Source organism: uncultured Campylobacter sp., assembly GCF_938045225.1.
Classification (GTDB): domain Bacteria; phylum Campylobacterota; class Campylobacteria; order Campylobacterales; family Campylobacteraceae; genus Campylobacter_A.
Genome location: NZ_CALINL010000153.1, coordinates 1 through 25665, shown reverse-complemented (window position 1 = coordinate 25665; position 25665 = coordinate 1). Strand labels below are relative to the sequence as shown.

Sequence of the window (25665 nt, the reverse complement as noted above, 5' to 3'; positions counted from 1 at the left end):
CGTTGCATTGCACTACGCTTACTCTCACGCTTGTGCCGCTGATTATGCTATCTTTAAAAAAGCTATTTTTTAGTTTTAGCATTATGGCGAGGTTGCTTTCGCATTCGCCGCCGTCGCTAGGAAGGCGAATATACGTGTAAATTTTACTCACGCCGTCGGTGTTTTTGGCTAGCTCTACGAGCTTGGTTTTATGCTCGGCGTCAGGCACCACGCCGATGAGATACACGTCGCCGTAAAAGCTCTCGACGTCCACGTTTAGGTTGCTAAGCCCGCTTGAGGCTAAAATTTTAGTCTGGATTTTCGTTTTTATAAATTTATCTTTCGTTATCGAATAGATACCGCGCTCGTCTTTGCTGATCTGGTAGGCGTCGTAGACGTTTATGCCCGTTAGCGGCGTCACGGTCGTAAAGAGCTCAAGACAACCGCCGAGGAAAAAAATCGGCGAAAAAATGAGGATGTTTTTTAAAAAAAATCGCGCAAATAGCTTTTTCATCGCCGACCCATAAAATTTTCTCCAAATACTATAGAAATCAAACTAAAATTTATATAAATTTGGCTATAATCGCGCTCATCATCTAAAGACGCGGAGGATAAAGCGATCTGGTGGCGCTCGCGGACTTCAAATCCGATGGCGGGGCGGTTGACCGCTTCGCGGGGAGTTCGATTCTCTCATCCTCTCGCCAAACTTCTAAATTTATTATCTTAAAACAAGCAAAATTCAGCTACAATAAGCCGTTTATATTAAATTAATTTAAGGTTTTTCTTTGGCTAAGTTGTCTGCCTCTAAAAATTCTCTCACGCGCGCTGTTTTAGGCAAAGTATATGCGGTATTTTTTGTAACTGCTCTTTCTTTGATTTGCGCGGCCGGCTTTGGACTAAATTTGAAATTTGAAGGTATAAAAGAGGATATTTATGTAGCGAATTCTAACTTTAAAATTTTCATCAAAGAGCGGGCCGCAAATATTGATAATGAGCTAAAACTCATTGAAAAATATATTGAAGCTCCGGATTTTGACGCAAAAGCTATTTTTGACTTTGCCGTTAAAAACAACAACGAATACAAGGCTTTTTTTATTGCAAACGAGCGCGGCGAGATAGAGTTTGCTAGCGATAAAAATTTACGCGACAAATATTTTGCTTTTTTTCTTTCAAAGCCATGGAATAATGAGCTTGACGGTAAAACTTCTAGATCCGAGTTTATATTTGATAAAAGCGATGTACCGTCAAGATTTGTCGCAAAAAAAATGAAAAACGGTAAAACCATAGCCGCTCTCGTGCATTTTACGGCGATTTACGAGGAGTTTGCGCGCGGTTACGAGGAGCTTGGTATAAGCTCGTTTGCTATAGACAAAGGCGGCAAAATAGTCTTTCATCAGAATGCCGAGTTGGTTTTGGGGCGCAAAAATATTTTTGATCTTTATAGTGTTGATGCAGATTACTTGGAAAAGAGCGAAGTAAAATTTGCAAATCTAGGCTCGCCAAATAGCGTAATTTATTATATTCAAAGCATTCCTGAGATCGGGTTGGCCGTAGTTTCAAGCTATCCCATTGATAAATTCTTAAAAGAAAATTTACTATTTTTGCTAATATGCGCCGCATTTTTAGCCGCAGGCGCATATTTTACTATTTATTACATTAATTTTGCCAAAAACTCTATAATAAAACCTATTTTATCTATAAGAAATATACTAGCCAAGGCCGGGCGCGGCGAGGAAATCAAAGCATATGCAAATTTCGGATCTATAAAGGAATTTGAGCAGATACTGAATGAAATCGTCAAATTTCACGACGATTTCGTCCAAAAAAAGATGAATTTTGAGGATTATTCGCGTAAATTTGGATTTTTGTTTGAAAAAGGGCCGTTTGTAATGCTGCTCATAGATGCAAAAAGCGGCAAAATCATTGAAGCTAGTACAAAGGCATGCGAGTTTTACGGGCTTAGTTATGAAGAGATAAAAAATAAAAACCTAGCCGAGTTAAACGCGTCAAATTTAACTGATATGACGATACAGCAAGACGGCGAAGCTCAAATTTATGAAATGACTCATTTTGTCGCTAGCGGCGAAGTAAAGCAGGTGAGTATCCGAAAGCAAAATTATGAGTTACCCGGCGGCGAAAAGATAGGCTTTTGCGTTATTAAAGACGTTACAAAGAGTAACGCCCTCAAGAAAAACGCGCAAAAACAAAGCGAGATAGATGCCAATTCGCCTATGTTTAGCGTGGTTTGGAAGGACCGTTTTATTGGCGAGATTTCAAGCGTCTCTGATAATATAGAAAGCGCTTTGGGATACAAAAAAAGCGAGATATTCTCAAATGAATTCGAGTTTAAAAATATTATCCACCCCGACGATCTGTATAGGCTTACCAATGAGTTTAATATTAAATTTAGTTTATTTAACGCCGTTTTGTTAAAAAAGGAGAACGAATCTCTACAAGCTTGCAGGCTGATAAGGAAAAATTTAGAGGTTATAAACTGTAGCGTCTTTATTAAATTTATTTCAAAAGACGGCAAAACCGTGGATGAGGTGATAGGATACTTTATCGATAGCAAGCTGGCGGCAAATTTGACCGCAAAAACAAGCGCCGAAGCGATGCGACTAAACGACTCGAAAGACGACGAGTACAAAAACACGATTTTAAATCTGTTTGCAAACTCTTGCGAGGCTGTTGCCGTAGTCGGACTAGACGGAGTTTTTTTGGATGCAAATGAAGCTTTTTGCAGGATAAGCGGCTATTCCAAAGAAGAAGCTATCGGCAAGCCGTCAAATTTACTAAGATCTGGCGTGCATGATGATAAATTTTATGAAAATATGTGGAAAATCTTGCTAAAAAACGGTTTTTATAGCGGTAAAATTTACAACAAGCGTAAAAGCGGTGAAATTTATCTCGAGCAGCTTAGTATCGCGACCGTTTATAGCGGCTCGAAGCCTAGCTACTTCGTGGCGGCGTTTCATGAGCTACCGTGGAGAGAGCCGAAGATAAAGCCTGGTGAATAAAAAGCAAAGGAGTAAGAGTGAGCGAATTTGATGCAAATGTCTATGAACACGAGATACCAAGCGGCACGAGGCTGTATTTCGGACAAAGCGCGAAACTAAAAAGAAAGATCGAGCGCGCGGCGAGCGAAATTTTGGAGAAAAACGGATTTCACGAGATCGTGACGCCATTTTTTTCATATCATCAGCACTTAAGCGTGCAGCCCACAGCTCTGGTGCGCTTTAGCGATCACGAAAATCACCAAATCAGCCTGCGCGCCGATAGCACTGTGGACGTCGTGCGCATCGTGCTTAGACGCCTAAAAGATACCGAACCTAAACGCTGGTTTTACATCCAGCCGGTTTTTAAGTATCCGAGCACCGAAATCTATCAAATCGGCGCAGAGCTAATCGGTGAGAGCGATCTGGCTACTAGCGTCAAGATCGCAAAGGAGCTTTTTGAGTCGTTTGACCTAGCGCCCGTGCTGCAAATCAGCCACATCGCGATCCCGCAGATCGTGTGCAGGCTTCTAAATTTGCCTATTTCGATATTTGAGCACGGCGAGATCGAAAAAATCCTAAATCAAAACGAGGAGTGGCTAAAAAGGCTGGCCTTCGTAAATACGGTTGCAGATATCGACGAGATTTTGCCGGTAGTGCCTGACGAGATAAAAACTGCGCTACTTGAGATAAAAGAGCTGGCGCAGGCGGTAAAATATGAAAATTTAAGAATTGTTCCGTTATATTATTCAAAGATGAGGTATTATGGCAAGCTGTTTTTTAGATTTTTGGGCGGCAACGCCGTGCTAAGCGGCGGCGGCAACTACGAGATAGAAGGCATCAAAAGCAGCGGATTTGGCGTATATACCGACGCGTTAATCGAAAATTTAGATCAAAAGGAGAGAGTATGAGCAAGGCTGACGTGATAGTGGGCGTGCAGTGGGGAGACGAAGGCAAGGGCAAGATCGTAGATCTGCTAAGCGGTGGCTACGATATGGTGTGCAGGTGTCAAGGCGGGCACAACGCGGGCCACACGATCGTCGTAGAAGGCAAGAAAATCGCGTTGCATCAGGTTCCATCGGGCATACTTCATAAAAATATAATCAACATCATCGGCAACGGCGTCGTACTCTGCCCAGCCGCGATAATCGAAGAGTTAAAGCAGTTTGGAGACGTTTCGGGACGGCTGTTTATCAGCGACAAGGCGCATTTAAATTTGCCTTATCACGCGCAAATCGACCAAGCCAAAGAAAAGGCCAAAGGCGTGCACGCCATCGGCACGACGGGCAAGGGTATAGGACCTGCGTATAGCGACAAAATCAGCCGCAGCGGACACCGCGTTGGCGAGCTAAAAAATCCCGAAAAGCTTTGCGACGCGATTTTGGCCGATTTTGCGGCAAATAAAGCGTTTTTAGACGTTTTGGGCGTCAAAGCGCCTGCTCGCGAGGAGCTTTTAAATGAGCTAAAGAGCTACGAGGCGGCGCTGGGTAAATTTATCGTAGATACCACGCATATGGTTTGGGAGGCGATAGACGCGGATAAGAAAATCTTGCTAGAAGGCGCGCAGGGCACGCTGCTAGATATCGATCACGGCACGTATCCTTTCGTAACTAGCTCAAATACCGTAACCGCAGGCAGCTGCAGCGGTATTGGACTAAGCCCTAAAAACGTAGGCGAAGTAATCGGCATCATCAAGGCCTATACGACCAGAGTCGGTAACGGCGCTTTCCCGACCGAGGATATGGGCGAGGACGGTGAAAAGATACGCGATATCGGACGCGAATTCGGCGCTACGACTGGCAGACCGCGCCGCACGGGTTGGTTTGATGCAGTCGGCGTGAGATACGCGGCTAGACTTGACGGCGTGGATAAATTTGCGCTGATGAAGCTCGACGTTTTAGACGGTTTTAAAAAGGTAAAAATCTGCAAAGCCTACGAGAAAAACGGCAAGATAATCGAGTATTTCCCAAGCGATTTGGAGGGCGTAAAACCGGTCTACGAGGAGCTTGAGGGCTGGGATAAGGTAGAAGGGGCGCGTAAATTTGAGGATCTTCCCGCAAACGCAAAGGCCTTTATCAAGCGCATCGAGGAGATCACGGGCGTAAAGGTCGGCATAGTATCTACTAGCCCGGAGCGCGAAGATACGATAGTTCGTTAAGATGAAAAGCAAATTTACGCAAATCGTAAATATAAAAAAGCGAAATTTAGACAAAATTGAGCTAAATTTAGCAAGAACCAGAAACGAAGCGGCGATGATAGAGGGCTTCATAGCGCAGGCTGCCGAGCAAATTTCAAAATTTGAAATGCCATCCAGCGGCTCTGCGGCCGATCTGCGCGGATCGCTGGAGCTTCTGGGCGCGATGCGGCGAGAAAAGAATCTGCTAACCGAGCGGCTCGAGCTAATGAAAAAAAACATCGCGCACCTCGAGCGGCAGCACAAGGCGGCCAATCTAGAGTACGAAAAGATGAAATACCTGCAAACGCAGGACTTTAGCGCGCAAATAGAAAAGATAAAAAAGGCCGAAGCGGCGGCTCTGGACGAGTTTGCGACGATGAATTTTACTAGGCAAAAAGAGGCGAAGGCTTGAAAAGATTTTTGATTTTACTAACTTTAAATTTATGCGTTTGGGGCGCAAACGACGTAAACGCTCAAAGCGCGAGCCAAAGCGGCTTTAAGATTCCCGTGGACTGCGTTTCGATCTTTGAAACCAGAAAAGACGAGCTAAAAAGAGAGCTTGCTAAAATAGACGAAGCAAGGCAAGCTTTGGAGGCTTTTAGAGCGAGCTCGGCGGCGCTTTTTGAGGAGAGAAACGCCAAACTAGCCGCCAAAGAGGCCGAGATAAACGCGACTCTAACCCGCGCGCAAGAGGAAAAAAAGCAGACCGAGCAGCTGCTAAAGAAAAACGAGGAAATCGTAAAAGAGCTAAAAGCGATGACTAGCGACAAGGTCGGCGAGGCCTACGGCAAGATGAAAGATCAAGCCGCCGCCGACGTGCTAAGCGCGATGGATAGGGTGGATGCAGCTAGCATCATGTACTCGCTAAGCCCTAAAAAAATATCCGCGATAATGGCTAAAATGGAGCCTAACGCGGCGTCTGAAATCACGCTTTTAATCAAGCAAGGCCCACCATTTATAAAAGCCGAAAAAAACGTAACGCAGGAGGTCTCTCCGACATCTCCGGACGGCCCGGCGGGAAATCTGCTAAATTTGTAAATTTGGGGCTATAACGCGCTAAATTTATCTTGGCTCGCGTCTAAATTTGAACTCAAATTTGAGCGAATAACGCGAAAGCCAAATTTGCCTTTGGCGGTCAAATTTGACTCCAAAGGTTAAATTTTACTGCCGTCAAATTTAACTATCGCTCGGACCCAAAAGCATTTTTGCCAGCGCGTCAAATTTTGCTTCAAATTTTACTAAAAACAAACGCCCGTCAAAACAAAAACTCCGTGAGATTTTAGGTATTTCTTACCAAATTTTGGTTAAAATCAAGCTCAAAAAGAGAGGTAAAAATGCGTATAAAACTCCCACACACGCCCTACATCGCGCACAAAATTGCTATTGATTTATTAAAGTCCGGATTCGTAAATTTAACGCGCGGAGTAGAGCCCGTAGCGGCATGCGCGAAAGAAATTTTAGATAACGATTTACAAAAAGAAAAGGCTCTTGAAGAGCGCGTAAACGAGGTGCTCGCCGAGAACGAAGACGATATGGAGAGCATGCAAGTCGATAGAAAAAATATGTTTTGGCTCGTAAAAAAGAAGCTTGCCAAAGAGTATGGCGTGATCCTAACATACGAAGACCGCTTTAGCAACGTCGCTCACCTAGTGCTAGAAAGCGCTTGGAAAAAGGGACTCATCGACTACACGGTCTCCGAAAACCGTATCAAAAACATCATCTACGGCTCTATCGAAGACTATTTAAAAACGTATGAAATTTTACAGGACGTGGTCATCGACAAAATCGACGGCTACAAGCGCAAACTGATCCCGGGCACCGAGGAGTACGACATCGTATTTGAGCGGCTGTACGAGGACGAGCTAAGAAAACGAGGCATGCTGTGAGAGCTTATATCTACCTTGAAAACGGCGTTTTTTTGCAGGCTAAGGCCTTTGGCGCGAGCGGTACGGCTAGCGGCGAAATGGTCTTTAACACGAGCCTAACTGGCTACCAAGAGATCATGAGCGATCCTAGCTATGCCGGGCAGTTTATCGTTTTTACCATGCCCGAGATCGGCATAGTGGGCGTAAACGAGGATGATATGGAGAGCGCCAAAATCCACGCTAGCGGCGTTTTGATGAGGGATTTTAACGCCACTACGTCAAATTTCCGCTCGCAAAAAAGCTTGGAAGAGTTTTTCAAGGAGCAAGGTAAATTTGGCGTTTATGATATCGACACGAGATTTTTAACCAAGATGCTACGCGATAACGGTGCGCTACACGTGGTGATCTCGACTGAAATTTCAGACGAAAAAGAGCTAAAAAAGCTTCTGGAAAACTCGCCTAGAATCTCAGAGATAAACTATGTCGCAAAGGTGAGCACAGAGCAAATTTACGCTCACGAAAAGGGCGGCTGGGATCACGCGAGTAAATCATACGCTCCGCTAAAATCAAATGGCAAAAAGATCGCCGTCATCGACTACGGCGTGAAGCGAAACATCCTAAACGAGCTTTGCGAAGTGGGCCTTGAGACGCAAATTTACCCGCACGACGTGCAGGCAGAGGAGCTCATCGCTAAATTTAAAAGCGGCGAGATAAACGGCGTGTTTCTTTCAAACGGCCCCGGCGAACCAAAGACTCTAAAAAACGAGATCGCGCAGATAAAAAAGCTGATCGAAGCGCGAGTGCCGATTTTTGGTATTTGCCTCGGACATCAGCTACTTAGCAATGCATTTGGCTTTGAGACGTACAAACTAAAATTCGGTCAGCACGGCGCAAATCACCCGGTTTTAAATTTGCAAACCAAAGCAGTCGAGATAACGGCGCAAAACCACAACTACAACGTTCCCGAGGAGATCGCGCAGGTCGCCGAGATCACGCATAGAAATCTTTTCGACGGCACGATCGAGGGCGTAAAATACAAGGATTATCCGGTGTTTTCGGTGCAGCATCACCCCGAGGCTAGTGGCGGGCCGAGCGAGAGCAAATATATATTTAAGCAGTTTTTAGAAATTTTATAGTTGCTAGTCGCGGTTAAATTTGAGCAAAATCTAGAGTTAAATTTGCGTGTCAAATTTAACTCTAGCGCGGCTAAAATTCACAAATGAAATTTATCGGTCAAATTTGATGAGCGGTGCGGAGTTTGTTTCGATTTTGAGCGTCGCAACGCTTAGCTCGGTAGGCCACTGCGCGGGTATGTGCGGCGGTTTTGCTATCTTGCTCGCACGGTTTTTGAGCGGCAAGGGTAAAATTTTTAGCGCAGTTATGATAGCGGGGTATAACCTAGCTCGAATTTGCGCTTATATGCTACTTGGCTTTATTTTCGGGTCGCTTGGCGGCGTTTTTACGCTATCTCTTGCGGCGCGAGGCTACCTGTTTTTTGCTATCGGCGTTTTTATGGCGGTTTTGGGCGTCGCGCTCATTAGGCGCGGAGCGGTGTTAAATTTCATCGAGAAAAACGCATTTTTATCCAAAATTTTAAACGAAAAAATGAAAGCAGCTATCTCTAAAAATAGCGCGATCGGATTTTTGACGCTCGGGTTTTTAAACGGGCTGCTGCCGTGCGGAGTGGTTTATTATTTTTTAGCTTTAGCCGTAGCTAGCGGCAGCGGGGCAAAGGGCGCGGCGATCGCGGCTACGTTTGGCGTAGTTAGCTTTTTTGCGATGAGTTTTTATGCGCTGGTTTTAAAGGCTGTGAGCGAAAAATTTAAAAAATATGCGTTAAATTTAAGCGGTGCGGCGATAATAATTTACGGAATTTATCTATCTTTTATAGGATTTACGGCGAGCAATGGATAACATCAAAGAAAGATTCAGGCAGTATCAAGAGGCTATCGAGACAAGCAATATCGTCTCAAAAACCGACACGAACGGCACTATCACCTTCGTAAACGACGAGTTTTGCAAGATGTCTGGCTTTACGCGCGAGGAGCTAATCGGCGCAAATCACAACATCGTGCGTCATCCTGAGGTGCCAAAGGAGGTTTTTGCGCGGCTTTGGGATACGATTTTAGCCAAAAAAGTGCACAAAGGCACGATAAGAAATCGCACTAAGGATGGCCGCGACGTCTATCTAAACACGACCATCATACCGATTTTGGATTTAAGCGGGCAGATCGAGGAGTTTCTTGCGATTAGATACGACGTGACGGACGTGATAAATTTAAACAACGAGCTTGAAAAGACGAAAAAAGAGCTGTTAAATTTAAACGAAAGTCTCGAAAACAGGGTCGCCGAGCAGACGGCCAAGCTCGTAAATTTAAATCAAAATCTAGAAAATTTGGTAAAAGCCGAGATCAAGAAAAACGAGGAAAAGACCAAAATGCTCTTTTTGCAGTCGCGTCTAGCCTCGATGGGCGAGATGATCGCAAACATCGCTCACCAGTGGCGCCAGCCGCTAAACGAGCTTAGCATCACGCTTTTTAAACTAAAAGAGAGCGTCAAAGCAAACGAGAAATTCGAGGCCGGCTACGAGCACGCAAAGCGCGTGATAAAGGGCATGTCGCAGACGATCGAGGATTTTAGAAACTTTTTTAGCATCGAGCGCGAGAGGAAGGCTTTCTTGCCATCGGCTGCGGTAGAAAACGCGCTAAAGATGGTGCAGGGAACCTACGAAAAAGAGGGCATAGACGTAAATTTAGAGCTAAAAAGCGAGGGTCAAATTTACGGATTTGAGTCGCAGCTTTGTCAGGCCGTGATTATCCTGCTTTCTAACGCCAAAGATGCGCTGGCAAATAAAAAAAACGATAAAAAAGTAACGCTAAGCTTAGAAACAAAGGATAAATTTGTTATCATAAGAGTAACAGATAATGCAGGCGGCATAAAAGAGGAGATAATGGATAAGATTTTTGAGCCTTATTTTACTACCAAGCACCCGAGCGCAGGCACCGGTATCGGTCTATATATGCTAAAAAGCATAGTCAAAAATCACGGCGGAAGCACCGGCGCTAAAAACGTAAAATTTGGAGCGGAATTTGAGATAAAACTGCCGCTAAAGGATGGAAAATGAAAAATTTTAAAGAGCTAACGCTACTGCTAGTCGAGGACGAGGATAGTATAAGGGAGTCGATGCAAGAGGTTTTTGGCGGCGTATTTCAAAAGGTCATTTCAGCCTCAAACGGCGACGAAGGTCTTAAGAAATTTAAAAAATTTAGCCCCGATATCGTGATAGCCGACATCATGATGCCTATCATGGACGGGCTTGAGATGTCAAGGCAGATAAAAGAGTTCTCAAAAAACACTCCCGTGGTGATCCTAAGCGCATATAGTGAAAAGGAAAAGCTGTTAAAAGCTATTGACGTGGGTATCGATAAATACGTCATCAAGCCTATCGACATGGACGAGCTTTTCGCCCTGCTGGAGCAGATCGTAAAAACCAAAATCATAGGCGCCGATATCATCGAGATTTCAGGCGGATATTCCTTTAATCAAACCAAAAAAGTGCTCGTAAAAAACGGCGTCGAGATCGCGCTAACCAAAAAAGAGCTGGCCTTTATCTCGCTTTTGGTTAAACGCATCGGCACTCTAGTTTTAACCGAAGAGATTAGAAACGTGGTGTGGTTTGGCGAAAAGGTAAACGATCCGGCCGTTAGGACGTTTATCAAGCGAATACGCGATAAAGTGGGCGCAGGTCTTATCAAAAACTCGCCGGGTCTTGGCTATAAAATCGAGCTGAAAAAGTAAAATTTGAAACGTAAATTTAGGTCGGTTAAGCGATTTTACACTAAAAATCTAATAAAATAACAATCTAATAACAAAATAAACAAAGGAGGATATCGATGCGACTAGACAGGGCGCTAAGCTACGACTACACGGTCGCCAAGTATTTTATGTTCGCGACGATACTGTTTGGGATAGTCGGTATGAGCGTCGGCGTTTTCATAGCGTTTCAGATGGCGTACCCGGACTTAAACTATCTCGCGGGCGAATACGGCACCTTTAGCCGCCTAAGACCGCTACACACGGCGGGCGTGATATTTGGATTTATGCTTTCGGGCGTTTTTGCGACGTGGTACTACATCGGACAGAGGGTTTTGAAGGTATCGATGAGCGAGTCGCCGTTTTTGATGGCGGTAGGCAAGCTGCACTTTTGGATATATATGCTGGTTATGGCAGGCGGTGTATTTAGCCTACTTGCCGGCGTTAGCACGTCAAAAGAGTACGCCGAGCTAGAGTGGCCGCTAGATATCGGCGTGGTCGTGCTTTGGGTGCTTTGGGGCGTTAGTATATTCGGTCTTATCGGTATCCGCCGCGAGAGGACGCTTTATATCTCGGTTTGGTATTTTATCGCGACGTTTCTGGGTATCGCGATGCTTTATCTGTTTAACAACATGGCCGTGCCGACCAAGCTGGTTTCGGGCTACGGCAACTGGTGGCACTCGGTCTCGATGTACGCCGGAGCCAACGACGCGCTAGTGCAGTGGTGGTACGGGCATAACGCCGTGGCGTTTGTATTTACCGTGCCGATAATCGCTCAAATTTACTACTTCCTCCCTAAAGAGAGCGGTCAGCCGATATTTTCCTACAAGCTTTCTATTTTCTCGTTTTGGAGCCTCATGTTCCTTTACCTTTGGGCGGGCGGACACCATCTGATCTACTCTGCGGTGCCTGACTGGATGCAGACGATGGGTTCTGTGTTTTCGGTGGTTTTGATACTGCCGTCTTGGGGTTCAGCTATAAATATGCTTCTAACGATGCGCGGCGAGTGGCAGCAGCTTAGAGAAAATCCTCTTATCAAATTTATGATTTTAGGCTCGACGTTTTATATGTTTTCGACTCTTGAAGGACCGATTTTAGCGATAAAGTCCGTAAACGCTCTAGCGCACTTTACTGACTGGGTGCCGGGTCATGTGCACGACGGTACGCTAGGCTGGGTCGGCTTTATGACGATGGCGGCGCTTTATCACATGACGCCTCGCGTATTTAAACGCGAAATTTACTCGAAATCCTTGATGGAAACTCAGTTTTGGATACAGACTATCGGCATAGTGCTTTATTTTTCATCGATGTGGATCGCGGGCATCACTCAGGGTATGATGTGGCGCGCGACGGATGAATACGGAAATTTAGCCTATTCATTTATCGATACGGTGATAAACATAGTGCCGTACTACTGGATCAGAGCCGTGGGCGGGCTGCTATATCTGCTTGGATTTTTTATATTTGTTTATAACATCTACAAGAGTTTTGGCGCCAAAGCGCTCGAAAAAGAGCCGCTAAGCGCGAGTCCTGCGGGCGTAAAGGAGGTTGCTAATGTTTAGTTGGTTAGAAAAAAATCCCTTCTTTTTCGCGGTTATGGTTTTTATATTTATCGCCTATGCGGGCGTGATTGAGATTTTGCCTGATTTTGCCAACAGAGCTAGGCCGCTTGAGGGCACCAAGCCGCCGACGGTTTTACAGCTTGCGGGCAAACACGTGTATATGAAAGATAGCTGTAACGCCTGCCATACGCAGCAAATTCGCCCTTTTAAGGCAGAGACCGACAGATACGGTATGTATTCGCTTAGCGGCGAGTATGCGTTTGACCGCCCGCATCTTTGGGGTTCAAAGAGGACCGGCCCCGACCTTTGGCGCGTGGGTAACTACCGCACCACCGACTGGCACGAAAATCACATGAAAGAGCCGGCCTCTGTGGTGCCCGGTTCTATAATGCCTGCTTATAAGCATCACTTTAGCAACAACGCCGACATCGAGACGGCATACGGCGAAGCGGTAACGACGAAAAAGGTATTTGGCGCACCGTACGACGTAGAGGGCATGCCAAAACTCGGCACCTACGAGCAGGCACAAGCAGCCGCCAAAGAAGAAGCCGCCGCTATAGTTGAAGAGATGAAAGATGAAGAGGTCAAAAAGGCCTTTGAGCGCGGAGAGATCCGCGAGATAGTGGCGCTCATCGCCTATCTAAATAGCTTAAAATAGGCAAATTTATGGACGCGCAAACTCTAAGAGAGCTCCAAGGATACGGAGCTTTTATCTTTCTAGCCGTGTGCGCCGCGCTTCTTTACGGGTACTATTTTCATCTGTATAGATCCGAAAAGAGCGGCAGGCGAAACTACGAAAGATACTCCGACCTCGCCCTAAAAGACGGTATCGACGAGGAAATTTTAGAGTCTGCGTCCATAGAGCAAAACGCTAAAAAGGAAAAATAATGCAATGGTTTAATTTAGAAGATAATGTAAATTTACTGGGGCTTATCGGAGCTATTGCTATCGTTTTAGCCACGGCTTTCGTCGTAAGTCGCTTGGTCGGGCAGATGAAGGTAGCAAAACCTAAGGCCGAGCTAAGCGAGCATAGCTGGGACGGCATAGGCGAGTACAAAAATCCTCTGCCGCTGGGCTGGGCGATAGTTTATGCGATATGTATCGTCTGGGCCTTGTGGTATATGATCGCCGGCTATCCGGTAAACTCCTACTCGCAAATCGGCGAATACAACGAAGAAGTCGCCGCCGCAAACGCTAAATTTGAAAAACGCTTCGCAAACGTGGACGCCAAGACGCTTCACGCCATGGGCGAAAGCCTGTTTTTGGTGCAGTGTTCCTCCTGCCACGGCATAACGGGCGACGGTATAAACGGCAAGGCCGCAGACCTTTCCAAATGGGGTAGCGAAGAGGGGATATATGATACGATAATGAACGGCTCAAAAGGCCTAGAGTATCCGATGGGCGAGATGCCTGCCGGTATGGCCGACGAAGAGGGCGCAAAGGCGATCGCGGCCTACATCGCTAAGGAAATTTCCGGTATAAAAAAGACTAAAAACGAAAATTTGGTAGCTAGCGGCAAGGAGCTATTTGCGACCTGCGCGGCGTGCCACGGCGAGGACGGCAAAGGCATGGAGGGCAACTCTCCTGATCTATCTAAATACGGCACGGCGTCCTTTGTCGAGGACGTGCTACAGCGCGGTAAAAAGGGCGCTATCGGTACGATGCCTAAATTTAGCGACGGCAGGCTAAACGCCTTGCAGCAAAAAGCCGTCGGCGAGTACGTCATCTCGCTTTCTAAAGGAGAATAAATGGAAAACACGAATCGAAATGTTTTTGGCCTACACGGAGTGACGGGGCTACTCATCGCGACCGGGCTACTGCTAGCGATCCTGGCGGCACTCACGTACTACGCGATCAAGCTGCAGCAAGAAGTCGCGCAAAAACCATACACATTAAACGCCTCCGAGCTAAAGATGAAAAGCGCGGATAACGCCAAACAAGTGCGCGTAAAGGAGTAAATATGCAAGCGATTTTGGAGAAATTTATCGTCGCGGGACTCATTGCGGCGGCGGCATTTACGGCGTGGGCAGTGCTAACGCCAAATCACCTTTTTGTAGGATGAAAGTTGATAAATCAAAGAGCGCAGAATTTGCCGCTCTTTTTCAAATTTTAAGCTTAAACCATAGAGGCGCGCTTTGCTTTTTGCTCGAAAATGCTCAACTTGGCCGATGAAATTTATAAATTATGCTAGCTCAAATTTGACTGTGCTCGCTTTTTTGCGAGGCGTCAAATTTACAAGGAGTTTTATAAATTTAAATTTGACTGCATTTCGCCGCTTTTCTGTGCTCAAATTTGCAAATTTGACTCGCGCATTTTTTATCTTTTTGCTTTTTATTTACGGCGCGGCGACTTTGCAGGGTTCAAATTTGCCTCGCGAGATAGTCTTGGTAAATCAAAATATATTAAGCCCGGCCGTAAGCGAGAAAATCGCGGTTTTAGGCCAGGAGTTAGCGAGTAAAAGCGGCGTGTTTACGGGGGTTGCGGTTTACGAGAGCTTGGATGGCAAAACGCTAAAAGAAGCCGCCGCTCAGCTAAATTTGACCCCGCCTTATGCGCTTTTGATGCTTGCTAAAGCGGAGCATAAGGTGGAAATTTTCGCCGACCCGCAGACGCTTAAGCTTTTTGATAAAGAGAAAATTTTAAGCCCATATCCGAGCTTGGGCTCGATTTTGCCGATCTTGGCGTCCAAAAACGGCAAAGATATCTTTAACGCCGCCGTTTTAAACGGCTACGCGGATCTTGCCGAACAGATCGCCGCGAGCAAGGGCGTGAGCTTGCAAAACGCTATCGGCAACCAAAACCGCCTGACGCTTGATGCGTTTAGGATTTTTATCTACGGCTCCATCGCTCTGGTTATTTGCGCCGCCGCGTTTAGAAAATTTAGGAGGAAAAATGGCTAAAAACTACTGGCTTCACGCTATCGTCGGCTCGCTTATTTTGATAGTAGCCTCCTGCGTAGCGACCATCATTCTGGCTGTAAAAAACCCCGTGGAGATGGACGGCTTTTACTTTGAGCGTTACCAAAACGTCGATGAAAATATAAACGAGATCGAGGCTAGCCAGCGCAGATTTGACGCCAAGTACGCTCTTAAATTTGAGCCGGAATTTGACGGATTAAACGGATATTTTAATATCGTCGTTGCGCCTAAAAACGGCTTGGTAGCGCCAAATTTTACTCACGAGATTTTACTAACCAGACCCGCGACGAACGAGCAAAATCAAAATTTAGACGCCAAATTTGACGGGCAAATTTTAAAAACGCAGCCCGTGACGCTCCCCAAAAAAGGCAGATGGCAAATTTTGCTAAAAATCTCCGACGCAAACGACACGGGCTTTTATAAATTTAACTTCGAAGCGCGCTAGTTTTCTTTGATTTTCAGCCGCTCTGGGCTATCATTTCGCCAAAAAACAAAGAGCTTCTATGCAAAATTTAGACAAACTTTACATCTTTACCAACTCGCGAAAGATCCGCGAATTTAACGCGAAATTTCAAAACGAACTCGTACCAAAGGCTATGACGATAGCGCAGTTTGAGCAAAAGGCCGTGCTGGTGCCGGGGCGCTTTGAGGCGGACGAGGCGTACGCGCTGGTGCTGATGCAGCGAGCCTGCGCGAGCGTGAGGGAGGCCTCCGAGCGGCTGCGTATCCCGCCCGATTTTTTCGCGTTTTTGAAAAACAACGACTATCTTTTTAGCTTTTTTAAGGAGCTCGCCATCAGCAAAAAAAGCGTGGCGGATCTAAAATTTAGCGATATTTATGCCGATTACGAGGAGCATTTGGGCATCCTTGAGGCGGTGCTCGCGCGCTATAAGGAGCTGCTCGCGGCCGAAAACCTATACGACGGCATCGTGCTGCCTGAGATTTACCGGCTAAACGGCGGATTCGTCAGAGAATTTCTTGAGATTTATCTTGAGGTGGACGGCTTTTTGAGCGAATTTGAGTGGGAGCTGTTTAGCGAGATAGCCAAGCTAACGACGCTAAAAGTCATCTTTCAAACCAGTAAATTTAACAAAAAACTGATCCTAAAACTAGCCGAAATCTCTGGCATTGACGCGAGCGAGTTTAGCCTATACGGCGAATTTGAGCTAAATTTGAGCTCGCGCGAGCTAAAAAAAATGGGCGCCGTGCGCAAAAATTCGCTCGTTTTAAAAAGAAGCTTTAGCGCTAGAAGCCTGCAGGCGGCCTACGCGATGGCAAAGGCTAGCGAGTTTGCGGCTGATGGCATCAAGCCCGAAAACATCGCTGTTATCTTGCCTGACGAGAGCTTTGCCGAGATCTTGCGCCTGCACGACCGTGGCAAGATGTTTAACTTCGCGATGGGCGAGAGCTTTACGCGCACGCGGTTTTTTCAAATTTTAAAGTGCATAGTAGCCGCGATAAACGACAAAATCTGCGTAAGTTTGAGCGAGGATAACTACCCGAATTTTAACGAATTCGAGTTTAATCTCCATGAATTTGGCGTTAGCGGCAAGCTGTTTGAGAAATTTAAAAACGGCTTTGAAGCGCCTTGCTCGTTTGAGGATTTTAGGGCGCTGATGGAGGAGATTTTGGCGCTTGAGAGCGACCACGCAGCAGCGCAAAAAACGCGCGAGGAGCTATTTTACGCGCAGAGTTTGGCGCGGTATTTTAGCTTTACACTGCGTCAAATTTGCGAGATATTTTTGATAAAGCTAGCCAGGCTTAGGCTAGATCACGTAGGTGGCGGCAAGATCGGCGTCATGGGCGTTTTGGAGAGTCGCGGACTCAAATTTGAGGGCGTCATAGTGCTTGATTTTAACGACGATTTAGTGCCAAAACGCAGCGTAAACGAGATGTTTTTGAGCTCGCGCGTGCGCCAAAAAGCGGGCCTCATCGGCTACGTGGACCGCGAAAATTTGCAGAGATTTTATTACGAGAGCCTAATCGGCGGCGCGAAAAAGGCGGCGATATGCTACGCGGCAAACGAGGAGAAAATCGCGTCGAGATTTCTCGGCGAATTTAACGCCGTGGAGGACGCAAGATACGGCGATGAGAGGTATGCGGCGCTGTTTAACGGCGAATTTGATGCGGAGGCCGATTTTGCTGACGAGCAAAAATTTGAGGGCGAGATAAGCCTGCGCCTTGACGAAAAGAACGAGGCTAGGCCAGGTCAAATGAAAATCGCCAAAGAGCGGAGTTTGTTTGAATTTGACGAAGCGGACGGCGAGCTAAATTTAGCCGACAAATTTGACGAAAACGCCACGCAAAACGAAACGCCGAGCCAAAACCCGCGAGCGCTAAATTTTATAAAATTTACGCGAAAAACGCTCGCAAAGCCTAAAATTTTCGAGCAGGATATCATCGTAAAGCACGATTTTTTCGCTATCCCGCTCTCGTTTAGCAGACTAAACACCTATTTGCAGTGCCCGCGGCGGTATTATTACAGATATATTCTAGGCGTAAAGCCGCCCGTGATGCCGCAAACCGCGTCTGCAGCGGACTTTGGCAACTCGCTGCATAGGGCGCTTTTTGAGTATTACTCTAAATTTGAGCGATTTGATCTCGCTAAATTTGAAACGGTGCTAAGAGTGCTAAACACGCCGCCGCTAGAGCGCGAGATAACGATGATAAAGATGCAGAATTTTAAGGCCGTAGAGGACGCTAGATATGAGGCTGGATGGCGCGTGCAGGGGCTTGAAAAAGAGCTTGATAGCGTCTTTGCAGGCGTGCGCATAACGGGCAAAATCGACCGCATAGATGGGCGCGGCGATGAGCTAGCGGTGATTGACTATAAAAGCGGAAAATTTGACGCCAAATCGCTGCAACTACCCTTTTACGAGGCGCTCGTGGGCAGGCCTTGCGAGGGGTACTTTTACGATCTAAAAGATAGCATGGGCTTGGTAGCTAGCGAGGCTAGCACGGAGGCGCTGGGCGAGGCGATCGAGCAGCTAAAATCCATCAATAACACGCTGATAAATTTCGGGGAGGCGAAGGGCGCGATGAGCGAATACGAAGACTATAAAATTTTAGTGAAAGGCGAGCTATGAAGCCGTTTTTGGCCCTAGAGGCGAGTGCGGGCAGCGGCAAGACCTTTGCGCTTAGCGTGCGTTTTATTGCGATTTTACTATCGGGCGCCGACGCGCGCGAGATCACGGCGCTGACCTTCACCAAAAAGGCCGCTAATGAGATGAAAGAGCGCATCGTGCAGACCTTTTTGCGGCTCGAGGAAAAGGGCGCGGAGCTAGCCGAGCTAGAGCAAATTTTGGGCTCTGGCAGGGATAAGATTTTAGCCATGCGCGACGCGCGGGCGACTCATTTTTTAGAAAGCGATCTAAAAATCGGCACGTTTGACTCGTTTTTCGTCGGCATCCTGCGCAGCTTTTGCTTAAATTTGGGGCTAAGCGCCGATTTTGAAGTGAGCGAAAATTTAAACGAGCTACAGCGGGGCGAGTTCGTCGCGAGCGTGAGCAAGGATATGCGGCTGCTAAAAGCGCTTGCGAATTTGATAGCGACGGCCGAGCGCAGTCAGAGTAGCTTTTTTGAGAGCTTAGAGATGTTTTACGAAAATTTCGGCGAGCTAAAAAGCAGCGAAAATGCGGCGTTTCCAAACGAAAGCAGCGTTGCAGAAGCGCTAAAAAATATGCGCGAATACGTCATGGCTAGAGGCGGCGGTAAAGACGCACAAAGTGCCGTAAAAGATGGAAGTCCTGGCGAAATCTTAGCTCGCTCTTTTATGTCGCGCGCGAGTCTTGATTATCGTACATTTTCTAAAATTTATACGCCAGAGCTCGATGAGATGTTTTTTACGCTAAAAGCGCGGCTAAGGCGCTATTTTGACGAGCTTGAAGAGTATAAAATCGCCGAACTGGCTAGATTTTTAAAAATCTACAAAGAGTGCAAAATCTCGCTAAACAAAAGGCTAAATTCTCTCGCATTTAGCGATGTGGCGCGCCTGGTTTACGAGCTTTTGCGAGGCGGCGAGACGGACGCGCAGATGCTTTATTTTAGACTCGACGGACGGATAAATCACCTACTCATCGACGAGTTTCAGGACACCAACGTCGCGCAGTACGAGATCATGCGTCCGCTCATCGAGGAAATCGTCGCCGGATACGGACAAAACGGGCTTGGCAGTTTTTTTTACGTCGGCGACGTAAAACAGAGCATTTACCGTTTTCGCGGCGGCAAAAAGGAGCTTTTCGGCAAGCTGATGCGCGATTTTCCGCAGATCAAAGCGCAAAATTTGGAGGTAAATTACCGCAGCAAAAAGGCGCTAGTTAGATTTACGAATGCCGTGTTTGCGGGCAAGATCGAAAATTTTAAACCGCAAAGAACGCCCGAAAAAGAGGGCGAGCGGGTAAATTTGGTAGGCGAGATGCCGTATTTTAAGGCACAGGAGGACGATCTTGGCTTCGTGCGGGTAAGCAGCGGCGATGACGTAGCGATGGAGGCTGCGCAGCAGGTTAAATTTCTGCTTGAAAAAGGTGTCCGCGAGGACGATATCACCGTGCTTTGCTGGAAAAACGACGACATAAATAAAATCGCAAATTTGCTTGACGAAGCTGGCATAAAAAGCGTGAGCGAGGGCGTGATGCCCCTGCTAGCTAGCAAAAATGCGCGCGCAGTAGTGGAGTACGCTAAATTTTGCCTATTTGGCGAGCAAATTTACAAGCTAAATACCGAAGCGATCCTTGATGTAAATGCCGTAAAACTAAGCGTAAATCCGCAAAAATCGGCGCTTGAGAGCTTGCACTATCTAGCGGGCAGGCTCGGCGTAGATATGAGCGACGCGGACGTTTTGCGGCTACTTGAGCTAGCGCAGCCTTACTCAAATTTGACCGAGTTTATCTATAATCTTGATAGATTTGAGGCAAAAGCGAGCGCAAAAAGCGGCGAGGGCGTGAAAATCATGACCGTACACAAGTCAAAGGGGCTGGAGTTTGAAAACGTGATCGTGTGCGATAAAATGGGCGCCGGACGGCACGACGGGTCAAATTTTATCGCCGAATATGACGCCGACGCGAGTTCCTGGCAGGTGCGCCACAACGTCAAAAAACAGTGCATCGACGAGGATTTTGCAAGGCTAAAAGAAAAAGCGGCGCGGCTCGAGCGCGAGGAGGATATGAATAAGCTCTACGTCGCTCTAACGCGGGCGATCAGTGGGCTAATCATCGTAAAAAAAACGGGCGCAAATGGTAGAAATCCTAGCTTTTTTGGGGCGTATGAGAGTAGCGGCGAGGTTATAGAGTATCTTGATTTGATTGATTTTAGCTTTGGCGAACCGACTCCTAGCAAGGCGCTAAATTTGAGTGTAGCGGGCAAATTTGAGCCTATTAAACTAGCTCAAATTTCAAAGCAAACCGTAGACGAAACGCCCAAAACCGAGGGTAAAAATCAAAAGGCGATTTATTTTGGTTTAGCGCTGCACTATCTGCTCGAGATGGCGGAAAAATTTGACGAGGACTCGCTAAAAACGGCGCAAATTTCGATGCGAAACGCTTTTCATAAATTTTTGGACGAGGGCGAGCTGGATGAAATTTACGCGCGTGGGTTAAAATTGATAAACGAGCCTAAATTTAAGCAAATGACGCGAGGGAAGCGTACGTTTAAAGAGCAGCCCTTGCGATATGATGGCGCATTAAAACAGCTTGACTTGCTCTGCTTGGACGAAACCGAAATCTGCGTGATCGACTATAAAACTAGCTATAAAAATATAGATGAAAATATCGCGCAAGTGGCGGAATACAAAAAAATACTGGCTCAAATTTATCCGAATTTGAGTGTGAGGGCGGCGATATTTTACGCTTTACGGGGCGAAATTCGAAGCATTGATATTTAAATATAGCTTAAATTAAGCTATCTGTAAGGTGCATTTGAATACAATCACGACTTAAAATTATCTAAAGGGTAAGAAATGACGAAAATAACAAAACCAAACGAAGTGGAGCGCGAGTGGATCGTGCTTGACGCGGCAGGCAAGCGTTTTGGTAGATTGCTAACCGAGGTAGCTACGCTGCTTCGCGGTAAGCATAAGCCAAATTTCACTCCGAATGTCGATTGCGGCGATTACGTTATCATAATCAACGCTTCTAAAGCTGAATTTACCGGCAACAATAAAGCCGAGCAAAAGCTTTATCACCGCCATTCAGGATATTTCGGCAGCACGAAGAGCGAGAAATTCGGTGAGCTTTTGGCTGATAAACCTGAAAAACTGTTCAAGCTAGCCGTTCGCGGAATGCTTCCAAAAACAAAACTCGGTAGAGAGATAATAAAAAAACTAAAAGTTTACGCCGGCAGCGAGCACCCGCACACGGCTCAAATAGCTAAAAAAGAAGGAAAATAATCATGGCGAAAGTTTATGCAACCGGTAAAAGAAAAACTGCCGTAGCAAAAGTCTGGCTAAAATCGGGCAGCGGCAAAATTTTAGTAAACGGACTTGATCTAAACACTTGGCTCGGCGGACACGAGGCTATCAAGCTAAAAGTAGTTCAACCTCTACTTTTAACAAAACAAGAGAGCTCTGTAGACGTAACCGCAACTACTCTAGGCGGCGGATACTCTGCTCAAGCTGAGGCGCTAAGACACGGCATATCAAGAGCATTGGCTCTATTTGACGCCGACTTCAGAGCGACTCTAAAACCAAAAGGTCTACTAACTCGCGACTCACGCGTTGTCGAGCGTAAGAAATTCGGTAGAAGAAAAGCTAGAAGAAGCCCGCAATTCTCTAAACGCTAATAGTTTTGAGAGCGGTGCGAATTTGAGGTGCATTGATATTTATGATTATTTAATTATATTTTTTATAAATATCAAATGTTAAAACGAAATTTATAATTTTTGTGATATTATTAAAAAATACATTTCACCATGAAAGGATTTTCTATGAGAAAGATTGCTATTGCTTTAGTTGCTGCTACAGCTCTTTTTGCTGCTGATTCAGCTTACAAATATGAATTAACTCCAACTATCGGCGGAGTTCACCCTGAGGGAAACCTAGGAGTTAACGAACAGTCTGCTATCGGTTTGAGAATAGGAAGAAATCTTGAGAATTTTTTCCTAGATCATGTTGAGCTTGGTCTTAGCCATACTAATAAAATCAGAGAGTATGGCGTAGACGGTAAAGCTACTAGATATTTCGTTAACGCTATTAAAGATTTCGGTCTAACTGAAAAGCTATCTCTTTATGGTTTGCTTGGCGCTGGATATGAAGATGTTTCAAAAAGATTCGTTAAAAACGATGACGGCGGTTTCGGTCAATACGGTCTTGGCTTAAGATACCAAATCACCGACAACTTCGCATTGCGTGCTGAAGCTGTAGACGCTATTAAATTTAACCATGGCGACCACAACCTATTCTATACTCTAGGTTTTGCAGTAGGTTTTGCTCCTAAAAACGCTCCTGTAGTAGCTGAAGTGGTTGAGGTTAAAGAGCAAGCCGTCGTAGTGCTTGACGACGATAACGACGGCGTTTTAAACGATGTCGATCAATGCCCAAATACACCGGCTGGCGTAGTAGTTGATGAAACTGGATGCGAGAAGGGTATCGTTCTTAGAGATATCGGCGTAAACTTCGCATTCGACAGCTACAAAATAACTCCAAAATATCTTGAGGAGATCAAAAAAGTAGCTAACTTTATGGGTGAAAACCCAGGCTACCGCGTAGTTCTAAGCGGTCACACAGATAGCGTTGGCGCTGAGGCTTACAACCAAAAACTATCTGAAAAAAGAGCAAACGCAGTTGCTAAAGCTCTTGAAGAACTTGGCGTAAGCGCAGACAAAATCACTACCGTAGGATACGGCGAGCTTAAACCTGTCGCTTCAAACAAAACAAAAGAAGGACGCGCTGAAAATAGACGCGTTGAAGCTAGATTTAACAAATAATTAGCCTAGCTTAATAATGCATGGATGAGATTAAATTTGAACTTATTTGGTCGTTAATCTCGTCCTATTCTTTAAAAATTTTTAGCTTCTATCGCCATCTTGCTTATCGGCAAATGGCTAGTAGCTAAAATCTCAAATCTTATATCAAAATTAATCATTTCCTCTAGACTTGACGAAACTCTTTCGAGTTTTTTACTAAATATCATCAAAACGCTTCTCATGGCTTTTGTGATAATAGCCGCGATTGCAAATTTGGGCGTCGAGACGTCTATGTTTGTTGCTGCGCTAGGTGCTATCGGTCTTGCTATAGGCATGGCGTTTAAGGATACTTTTTCAAACATCGGCGCAGGATTTTTGATAATTTTTTTAGACCGTTTAAGCTAAAAGATCATATTGAAGTTGCAGGCGTACAGGGGTCGGTTAAAGAGATCAATATGTTTAGTGCTGTTTTAACTACGGCCGATAACAAAACTATTATTATTCCGAACGGTCGTATAATAAGTGGCAATATAATTAACTTTTCAAAGGAAGGTACTAGGCGTGTTGATCTTGTATTTGTCATAGATTATAAAGATGATTTGAGGCTTGTTAAAGAGATTATTTTAAATATAGCTGTCGAAAATCGAAAGATACTAAAAGAGCCAAGGCCCTTTGTAGGTGTTGAAAGTCTAGGCGAAAACGGTGTAAATATAGTTGCAAGATTTTGGTGCGCTAGCGGGGATTTTTCAGATGTACAGTTTGTCGTGTTAGAGAGCGTTAAGCTTGCGTTTGACACTGAAGGTATTTCTATACCATCACGGCAGCTTAGTATTTGCTATCAGGATAAAAAAGAAAACGAATAGATTTAACTTGTGCTATTTTGCGGTCTCTTGCGTATGTTTAGTCTTTGGTGTATCTTAAGGTAGCAGATTTTTAAATTAAATTTTTATACTTATCTATTAGATTTTTGCGGTACAATGGTTAAATTTTGTCTGTAGGTCGGCTTTATTTTATTCTTATAAAAATATACAATTGTGCAAGATTTGATTTTTGTATTTATGTTTGAGAAAAGTGCAAAAATTGGCATATTTTTTACATGTTATACCGAAGGGTCAAAATTTGACGGTCTAAAATAAATTACGAAATTAAAATTGGTGCTTGCCGGTTTGCTTCTAAATGGATTATATTTTAAAATACGATTTTATTTAAAAGCTAAATTTTATTTGTTGCTACGGTTGCTCAAAATTTATAGGCTCAATTAAACTTAAGCATATTCTCTCTTATCAATTTTAATAGTTTCTGATATAAGTTTTCCTGTGTAGTTTTAGTATGATATCTAAACTTTACTTCGCTACGCTCGTTACTTTCAAGAACATAGCTCTCATCGTAACTTAATGCTCCTTTGTGTGAGCTTAAGTTAAAGAGGGCCATATAAATATTGCGTTAAAACTATAATTTAAATATCACAAGTTATTGCTGTATAAAATTTAAGATCTAATTCAAAAATTATTGCAATTTTTAAAATCTCGAATTTGCAGAAATCTGCTTAAGGAAAATTTTAAAATACAAAAAGTAAAATCAAAGTTTATGATAACGTAAAATCGGTGCTAAAATGCAGTCAAATTTGCGACATTAAATAAAATGAAAGAAATATAATGAAAAAAACTATACTTTTTGATCTCGACGGTACGCTTATTGACTCGACTCCGGCTATCCTAGATGGATTTAATGCCGCGTTTCACGCTCACGGCGAATCAACCCCTAATCATGAAGCGGTCAGGGCGCTAGTCGGGCACCCGCTTGACGTTATGTTTGCGGGACTCGGCGCGCCGACGCAGCTCGTACCTGATTATATCGCTGCATATAAGGCGCGTTATGAACAGATTTTTTTGGAACAAACATCGTTACTCGAGGGTGCTGCGGGAGCACTAGCACTTGCTAGCGAGTTTGCGGACGTAGGCGTCGTAACCACTAAAACATCAAAGTTTTCCATTATTTTGCTTGAATATTTGGGTGTTATGAAATTTATTAAAACGGTGATCGGCAGGGACGACGTCGTAAATCCAAAGCCGGATCCCGAACCTATAAATACGGCTCTTGAGCGCCTAGGCAAAACTAGCGCGCAAGATAAAGCCAGAGCCTTTATGGTCGGAGATACTATGATGGACCTAGAAGCAGCTAGGCGCGCAGGAGTAGTCGGCGTCGGACTGGTTTGCGGCTACGGTAAAGAGGCTAGTTTACGCGAATATTCAAATTTGATCTTTAAAAACGCGTTTGAGGCGGTTAAATTTATAGTAGCTAGCGAGCATCGAGGTATATAATTGTTTAAACTTAAACCATATAGACGACGGCCTGGCTATACTATTGTTTAAAATTTAAATTTTATTTGGCTCATCGTAACTTAATGCTCCTTGTATTTGTATTAAGTTCCGTTGAGCCTTAAATAAAAATAATTTCTAAAAA

27 protein-coding genes, 1 tRNA gene and 1 pseudogene are annotated in these 25665 nt (G+C 45.1%); 27 read left to right on the top strand and 2 right to left on the bottom strand.

What is annotated here, in order from left to right; translation table 11 throughout:
- The coding region (locus Q0200_RS05850; RefSeq protein WP_297938947.1) for a BON domain-containing protein at positions 1 to 493 on the bottom strand (493 nt) is incomplete at its 3' end.
- 92 nt (positions 494 to 585) lie between these two features.
- Between Q0200_RS05850 and Q0200_RS05845 the strand changes: the two genes are divergently transcribed.
- From Q0200_RS05845 to Q0200_RS05720, 26 genes are all read left to right on the top strand, one after another.
- Positions 586 to 683: transfer RNA gene (locus tag Q0200_RS05845), tRNA-Sec, on the top strand.
- Between the two features lie 81 nt (positions 684 to 764).
- Complete coding sequence (locus Q0200_RS05840; protein ID WP_297938944.1) at positions 765 to 2996, top strand: PAS domain S-box protein; 2232 nt, start codon at positions 765 to 767, stop codon at positions 2994 to 2996.
- 17 nt (positions 2997 to 3013) lie between these two features.
- Positions 3014 to 3883 (top strand): ATP phosphoribosyltransferase regulatory subunit, encoded by an 870-nt coding sequence (locus tag Q0200_RS05835; protein ID WP_297938941.1) that lies wholly within the window; start codon positions 3014 to 3016, stop codon positions 3881 to 3883.
- A complete protein-coding gene (locus Q0200_RS05830; protein WP_297938938.1) occupies positions 3880 to 5130 on the top strand; it encodes an adenylosuccinate synthase in 1251 nt (416 codons plus the stop codon). Before Q0200_RS05835 ends, Q0200_RS05830 begins: the two co-directional genes overlap by 4 nt.
- A gap of 1 nt (position 5131) precedes the next feature.
- The gene (locus Q0200_RS05825) at positions 5132 to 5560 is read left to right on the top strand and encodes a flagellar export protein FliJ (protein WP_297938935.1); all 429 of its coding nucleotides are present in this window, start codon (positions 5132 to 5134) and stop codon (positions 5558 to 5560) included.
- Positions 5557 to 6186 (top strand): MotE family protein, encoded by a 630-nt coding sequence (locus Q0200_RS05820; RefSeq protein WP_297938932.1) that lies wholly within the window; start codon positions 5557 to 5559, stop codon positions 6184 to 6186. Before Q0200_RS05825 ends, Q0200_RS05820 begins: the two co-directional genes overlap by 4 nt.
- Positions 6187 to 6482: 296 nt before the next feature.
- On the top strand, positions 6483 to 7034 hold the full coding sequence (locus Q0200_RS05815; RefSeq protein WP_122862536.1) for a DUF507 family protein: 552 nt from the start codon (positions 6483 to 6485) through the stop codon (positions 7032 to 7034).
- Positions 7031 to 8149: a glutamine-hydrolyzing carbamoyl-phosphate synthase small subunit gene (gene carA / locus Q0200_RS05810; protein WP_297938927.1), complete on the top strand. Its 1119-nt coding sequence runs from the start codon at positions 7031 to 7033 to the stop codon at positions 8147 to 8149. Before Q0200_RS05815 ends, carA begins: the two co-directional genes overlap by 4 nt.
- Positions 8150 to 8195: 46 nt before the next feature.
- On the top strand, positions 8196 to 8927 hold the full coding sequence (locus tag Q0200_RS05805) for a sulfite exporter TauE/SafE family protein (RefSeq protein ID WP_297938924.1): 732 nt from the start codon (positions 8196 to 8198) through the stop codon (positions 8925 to 8927).
- A complete protein-coding gene (locus tag Q0200_RS05800; RefSeq protein ID WP_297938921.1) occupies positions 8920 to 10137 on the top strand; it encodes a PAS domain-containing sensor histidine kinase in 1218 nt (405 codons plus the stop codon). Before Q0200_RS05805 ends, Q0200_RS05800 begins: the two co-directional genes overlap by 8 nt.
- Positions 10134 to 10811, top strand: coding sequence for a response regulator transcription factor (locus Q0200_RS05795; RefSeq protein WP_002953411.1), 678 nt, complete (start codon positions 10134 to 10136; stop codon positions 10809 to 10811). Before Q0200_RS05800 ends, Q0200_RS05795 begins: the two co-directional genes overlap by 4 nt.
- Before the next feature lie 95 nt (positions 10812 to 10906).
- Positions 10907 to 12388, top strand: coding sequence for a cytochrome-c oxidase, cbb3-type subunit I (gene ccoN, locus Q0200_RS05790; RefSeq protein WP_297938915.1), 1482 nt, complete (start codon positions 10907 to 10909; stop codon positions 12386 to 12388).
- Complete coding sequence (gene ccoO / locus Q0200_RS05785; protein ID WP_297938912.1) at positions 12381 to 13046, top strand: cytochrome-c oxidase, cbb3-type subunit II; 666 nt, start codon at positions 12381 to 12383, stop codon at positions 13044 to 13046. Before ccoN ends, ccoO begins: the two co-directional genes overlap by 8 nt.
- Positions 13047 to 13054: 8 nt before the next feature.
- Entirely contained in the window at positions 13055 to 13276 is a 222-nt protein-coding gene (locus Q0200_RS05780) for a cytochrome c oxidase, cbb3-type, CcoQ subunit (protein ID WP_297938909.1), read from the top strand.
- The gene (locus tag Q0200_RS05775; protein WP_297938906.1) at positions 13276 to 14136 is read left to right on the top strand and encodes a cbb3-type cytochrome c oxidase N-terminal domain-containing protein; all 861 of its coding nucleotides are present in this window, start codon (positions 13276 to 13278) and stop codon (positions 14134 to 14136) included. The genes Q0200_RS05780 and Q0200_RS05775 overlap by 1 nt, the downstream gene beginning before the upstream one ends.
- The gene (locus tag Q0200_RS05770; RefSeq protein WP_002949114.1) at positions 14137 to 14346 is read left to right on the top strand and encodes a DUF4006 family protein; all 210 of its coding nucleotides are present in this window, start codon (positions 14137 to 14139) and stop codon (positions 14344 to 14346) included.
- Between the two features lie 2 nt (positions 14347 to 14348).
- Positions 14349 to 14450, top strand: coding sequence for a hypothetical protein (locus Q0200_RS05765; protein WP_231679342.1), 102 nt, complete (start codon positions 14349 to 14351; stop codon positions 14448 to 14450).
- 106 nt (positions 14451 to 14556) lie between these two features.
- The gene (locus tag Q0200_RS05760; RefSeq protein ID WP_297938897.1) at positions 14557 to 15288 is read left to right on the top strand and encodes a hypothetical protein; all 732 of its coding nucleotides are present in this window, start codon (positions 14557 to 14559) and stop codon (positions 15286 to 15288) included.
- A complete protein-coding gene (locus Q0200_RS05755; protein WP_297938895.1) occupies positions 15281 to 15751 on the top strand; it encodes a FixH family protein in 471 nt (156 codons plus the stop codon). Before Q0200_RS05760 ends, Q0200_RS05755 begins: the two co-directional genes overlap by 8 nt.
- 58 nt (positions 15752 to 15809) lie before the next feature.
- Positions 15810 to 18392 (top strand): PD-(D/E)XK nuclease family protein, encoded by a 2583-nt coding sequence (locus Q0200_RS05750; RefSeq protein WP_297938893.1) that lies wholly within the window; start codon positions 15810 to 15812, stop codon positions 18390 to 18392.
- Positions 18389 to 21184 carry a RecB-like helicase gene (locus tag Q0200_RS05745; RefSeq protein ID WP_297938890.1) on the top strand — a complete coding sequence of 932 codons (2796 nt, stop codon included), beginning with the start codon at positions 18389 to 18391 and terminating at the stop codon, positions 21182 to 21184. Before Q0200_RS05750 ends, Q0200_RS05745 begins: the two co-directional genes overlap by 4 nt.
- Before the next feature lie 75 nt (positions 21185 to 21259).
- On the top strand, positions 21260 to 21688 hold the full coding sequence (rplM, locus tag Q0200_RS05740) for a 50S ribosomal protein L13 (RefSeq protein WP_297938887.1): 429 nt from the start codon (positions 21260 to 21262) through the stop codon (positions 21686 to 21688).
- 2 nt (positions 21689 to 21690) lie between these two features.
- Positions 21691 to 22080, top strand: coding sequence for a 30S ribosomal protein S9 (rpsI, locus tag Q0200_RS05735; protein WP_297938884.1), 390 nt, complete (start codon positions 21691 to 21693; stop codon positions 22078 to 22080).
- 144 nt (positions 22081 to 22224) lie between these two features.
- A complete protein-coding gene (locus Q0200_RS05730) occupies positions 22225 to 23223 on the top strand; it encodes an OmpA family protein (RefSeq protein ID WP_297938881.1) in 999 nt (332 codons plus the stop codon).
- 219 nt (positions 23224 to 23442) lie between these two features.
- Positions 23443 to 23607, top strand: coding sequence for a mechanosensitive ion channel domain-containing protein (locus Q0200_RS05725; RefSeq protein WP_297938877.1), 165 nt, complete (start codon positions 23443 to 23445; stop codon positions 23605 to 23607).
- Positions 23574 to 24065, top strand: coding sequence for a mechanosensitive ion channel domain-containing protein (locus Q0200_RS05720; protein ID WP_314564809.1), 492 nt, complete (start codon positions 23574 to 23576; stop codon positions 24063 to 24065). The genes Q0200_RS05725 and Q0200_RS05720 overlap by 34 nt, the downstream gene beginning before the upstream one ends.
- Before the next feature lie 391 nt (positions 24066 to 24456).
- Here the strand turns inward: Q0200_RS05720 and Q0200_RS05715 are convergent.
- Positions 24457 to 24552, bottom strand: a pseudogene (locus Q0200_RS05715) (IS1595 family transposase); the annotation flags it as partial.
- A 305-nt stretch (positions 24553 to 24857) separates the two neighbouring features.
- Here Q0200_RS05715 and Q0200_RS05710 point away from each other — a divergent pair.
- Positions 24858 to 25523, top strand: coding sequence for an HAD family hydrolase (locus tag Q0200_RS05710; RefSeq protein ID WP_297938875.1), 666 nt, complete (start codon positions 24858 to 24860; stop codon positions 25521 to 25523).
- Positions 25524 to 25665: the final 142 nt, after the last annotated feature.

Excerpts from the sequence above, each read along its gene's own strand:
- Q0200_RS05830 (WP_297938938.1), top strand. The coding sequence starts at position 3,880 with ATGAGCAAGGCTGACGTGATAGTGGGCGTGCAGTGGGGAGACGAAGGC.
- Q0200_RS05825 (WP_297938935.1), top strand. The coding sequence starts at position 5,132 with ATGAAAAGCAAATTTACGCAAATCGTAAATATAAAAAAGCGAAATTTA.
- Q0200_RS05815 (WP_122862536.1), top strand. The coding sequence starts at position 6,483 with ATGCGTATAAAACTCCCACACACGCCCTACATCGCGCACAAAATTGCT.
- Q0200_RS05800 (WP_297938921.1), top strand. The coding sequence starts at position 8,920 with ATGGATAACATCAAAGAAAGATTCAGGCAGTATCAAGAGGCTATCGAG.
- Q0200_RS05795 (WP_002953411.1), top strand. The coding sequence starts at position 10,134 with ATGAAAAATTTTAAAGAGCTAACGCTACTGCTAGTCGAGGACGAGGAT.
- ccoN (WP_297938915.1), top strand. The coding sequence starts at position 10,907 with ATGCGACTAGACAGGGCGCTAAGCTACGACTACACGGTCGCCAAGTAT.
- ccoO (WP_297938912.1), top strand. The coding sequence starts at position 12,381 with ATGTTTAGTTGGTTAGAAAAAAATCCCTTCTTTTTCGCGGTTATGGTT.
- Q0200_RS05780 (WP_297938909.1), top strand. The coding sequence starts at position 13,055 with ATGGACGCGCAAACTCTAAGAGAGCTCCAAGGATACGGAGCTTTTATC.
- Q0200_RS05775 (WP_297938906.1), top strand. The coding sequence starts at position 13,276 with ATGCAATGGTTTAATTTAGAAGATAATGTAAATTTACTGGGGCTTATC.
- Q0200_RS05770 (WP_002949114.1), top strand. The coding sequence starts at position 14,137 with ATGGAAAACACGAATCGAAATGTTTTTGGCCTACACGGAGTGACGGGG.
- Q0200_RS05765 (WP_231679342.1), top strand. The coding sequence starts at position 14,349 with ATGCAAGCGATTTTGGAGAAATTTATCGTCGCGGGACTCATTGCGGCG.
- Q0200_RS05760 (WP_297938897.1), top strand. The coding sequence starts at position 14,557 with ATGAAATTTATAAATTATGCTAGCTCAAATTTGACTGTGCTCGCTTTT.
- Q0200_RS05755 (WP_297938895.1), top strand. The coding sequence starts at position 15,281 with ATGGCTAAAAACTACTGGCTTCACGCTATCGTCGGCTCGCTTATTTTG.
- Q0200_RS05750 (WP_297938893.1), top strand. The coding sequence starts at position 15,810 with ATGCAAAATTTAGACAAACTTTACATCTTTACCAACTCGCGAAAGATC.
- Q0200_RS05745 (WP_297938890.1), top strand. The coding sequence starts at position 18,389 with ATGAAGCCGTTTTTGGCCCTAGAGGCGAGTGCGGGCAGCGGCAAGACC.
- rplM (WP_297938887.1), top strand. The coding sequence starts at position 21,260 with ATGACGAAAATAACAAAACCAAACGAAGTGGAGCGCGAGTGGATCGTG.
- rpsI (WP_297938884.1), top strand. The coding sequence starts at position 21,691 with ATGGCGAAAGTTTATGCAACCGGTAAAAGAAAAACTGCCGTAGCAAAA.
- Q0200_RS05730 (WP_297938881.1), top strand. The coding sequence starts at position 22,225 with ATGAGAAAGATTGCTATTGCTTTAGTTGCTGCTACAGCTCTTTTTGCT.
- Q0200_RS05725 (WP_297938877.1), top strand. The coding sequence starts at position 23,443 with ATGGCTTTTGTGATAATAGCCGCGATTGCAAATTTGGGCGTCGAGACG.
- Q0200_RS05710 (WP_297938875.1), top strand. The coding sequence starts at position 24,858 with ATGAAAAAAACTATACTTTTTGATCTCGACGGTACGCTTATTGACTCG.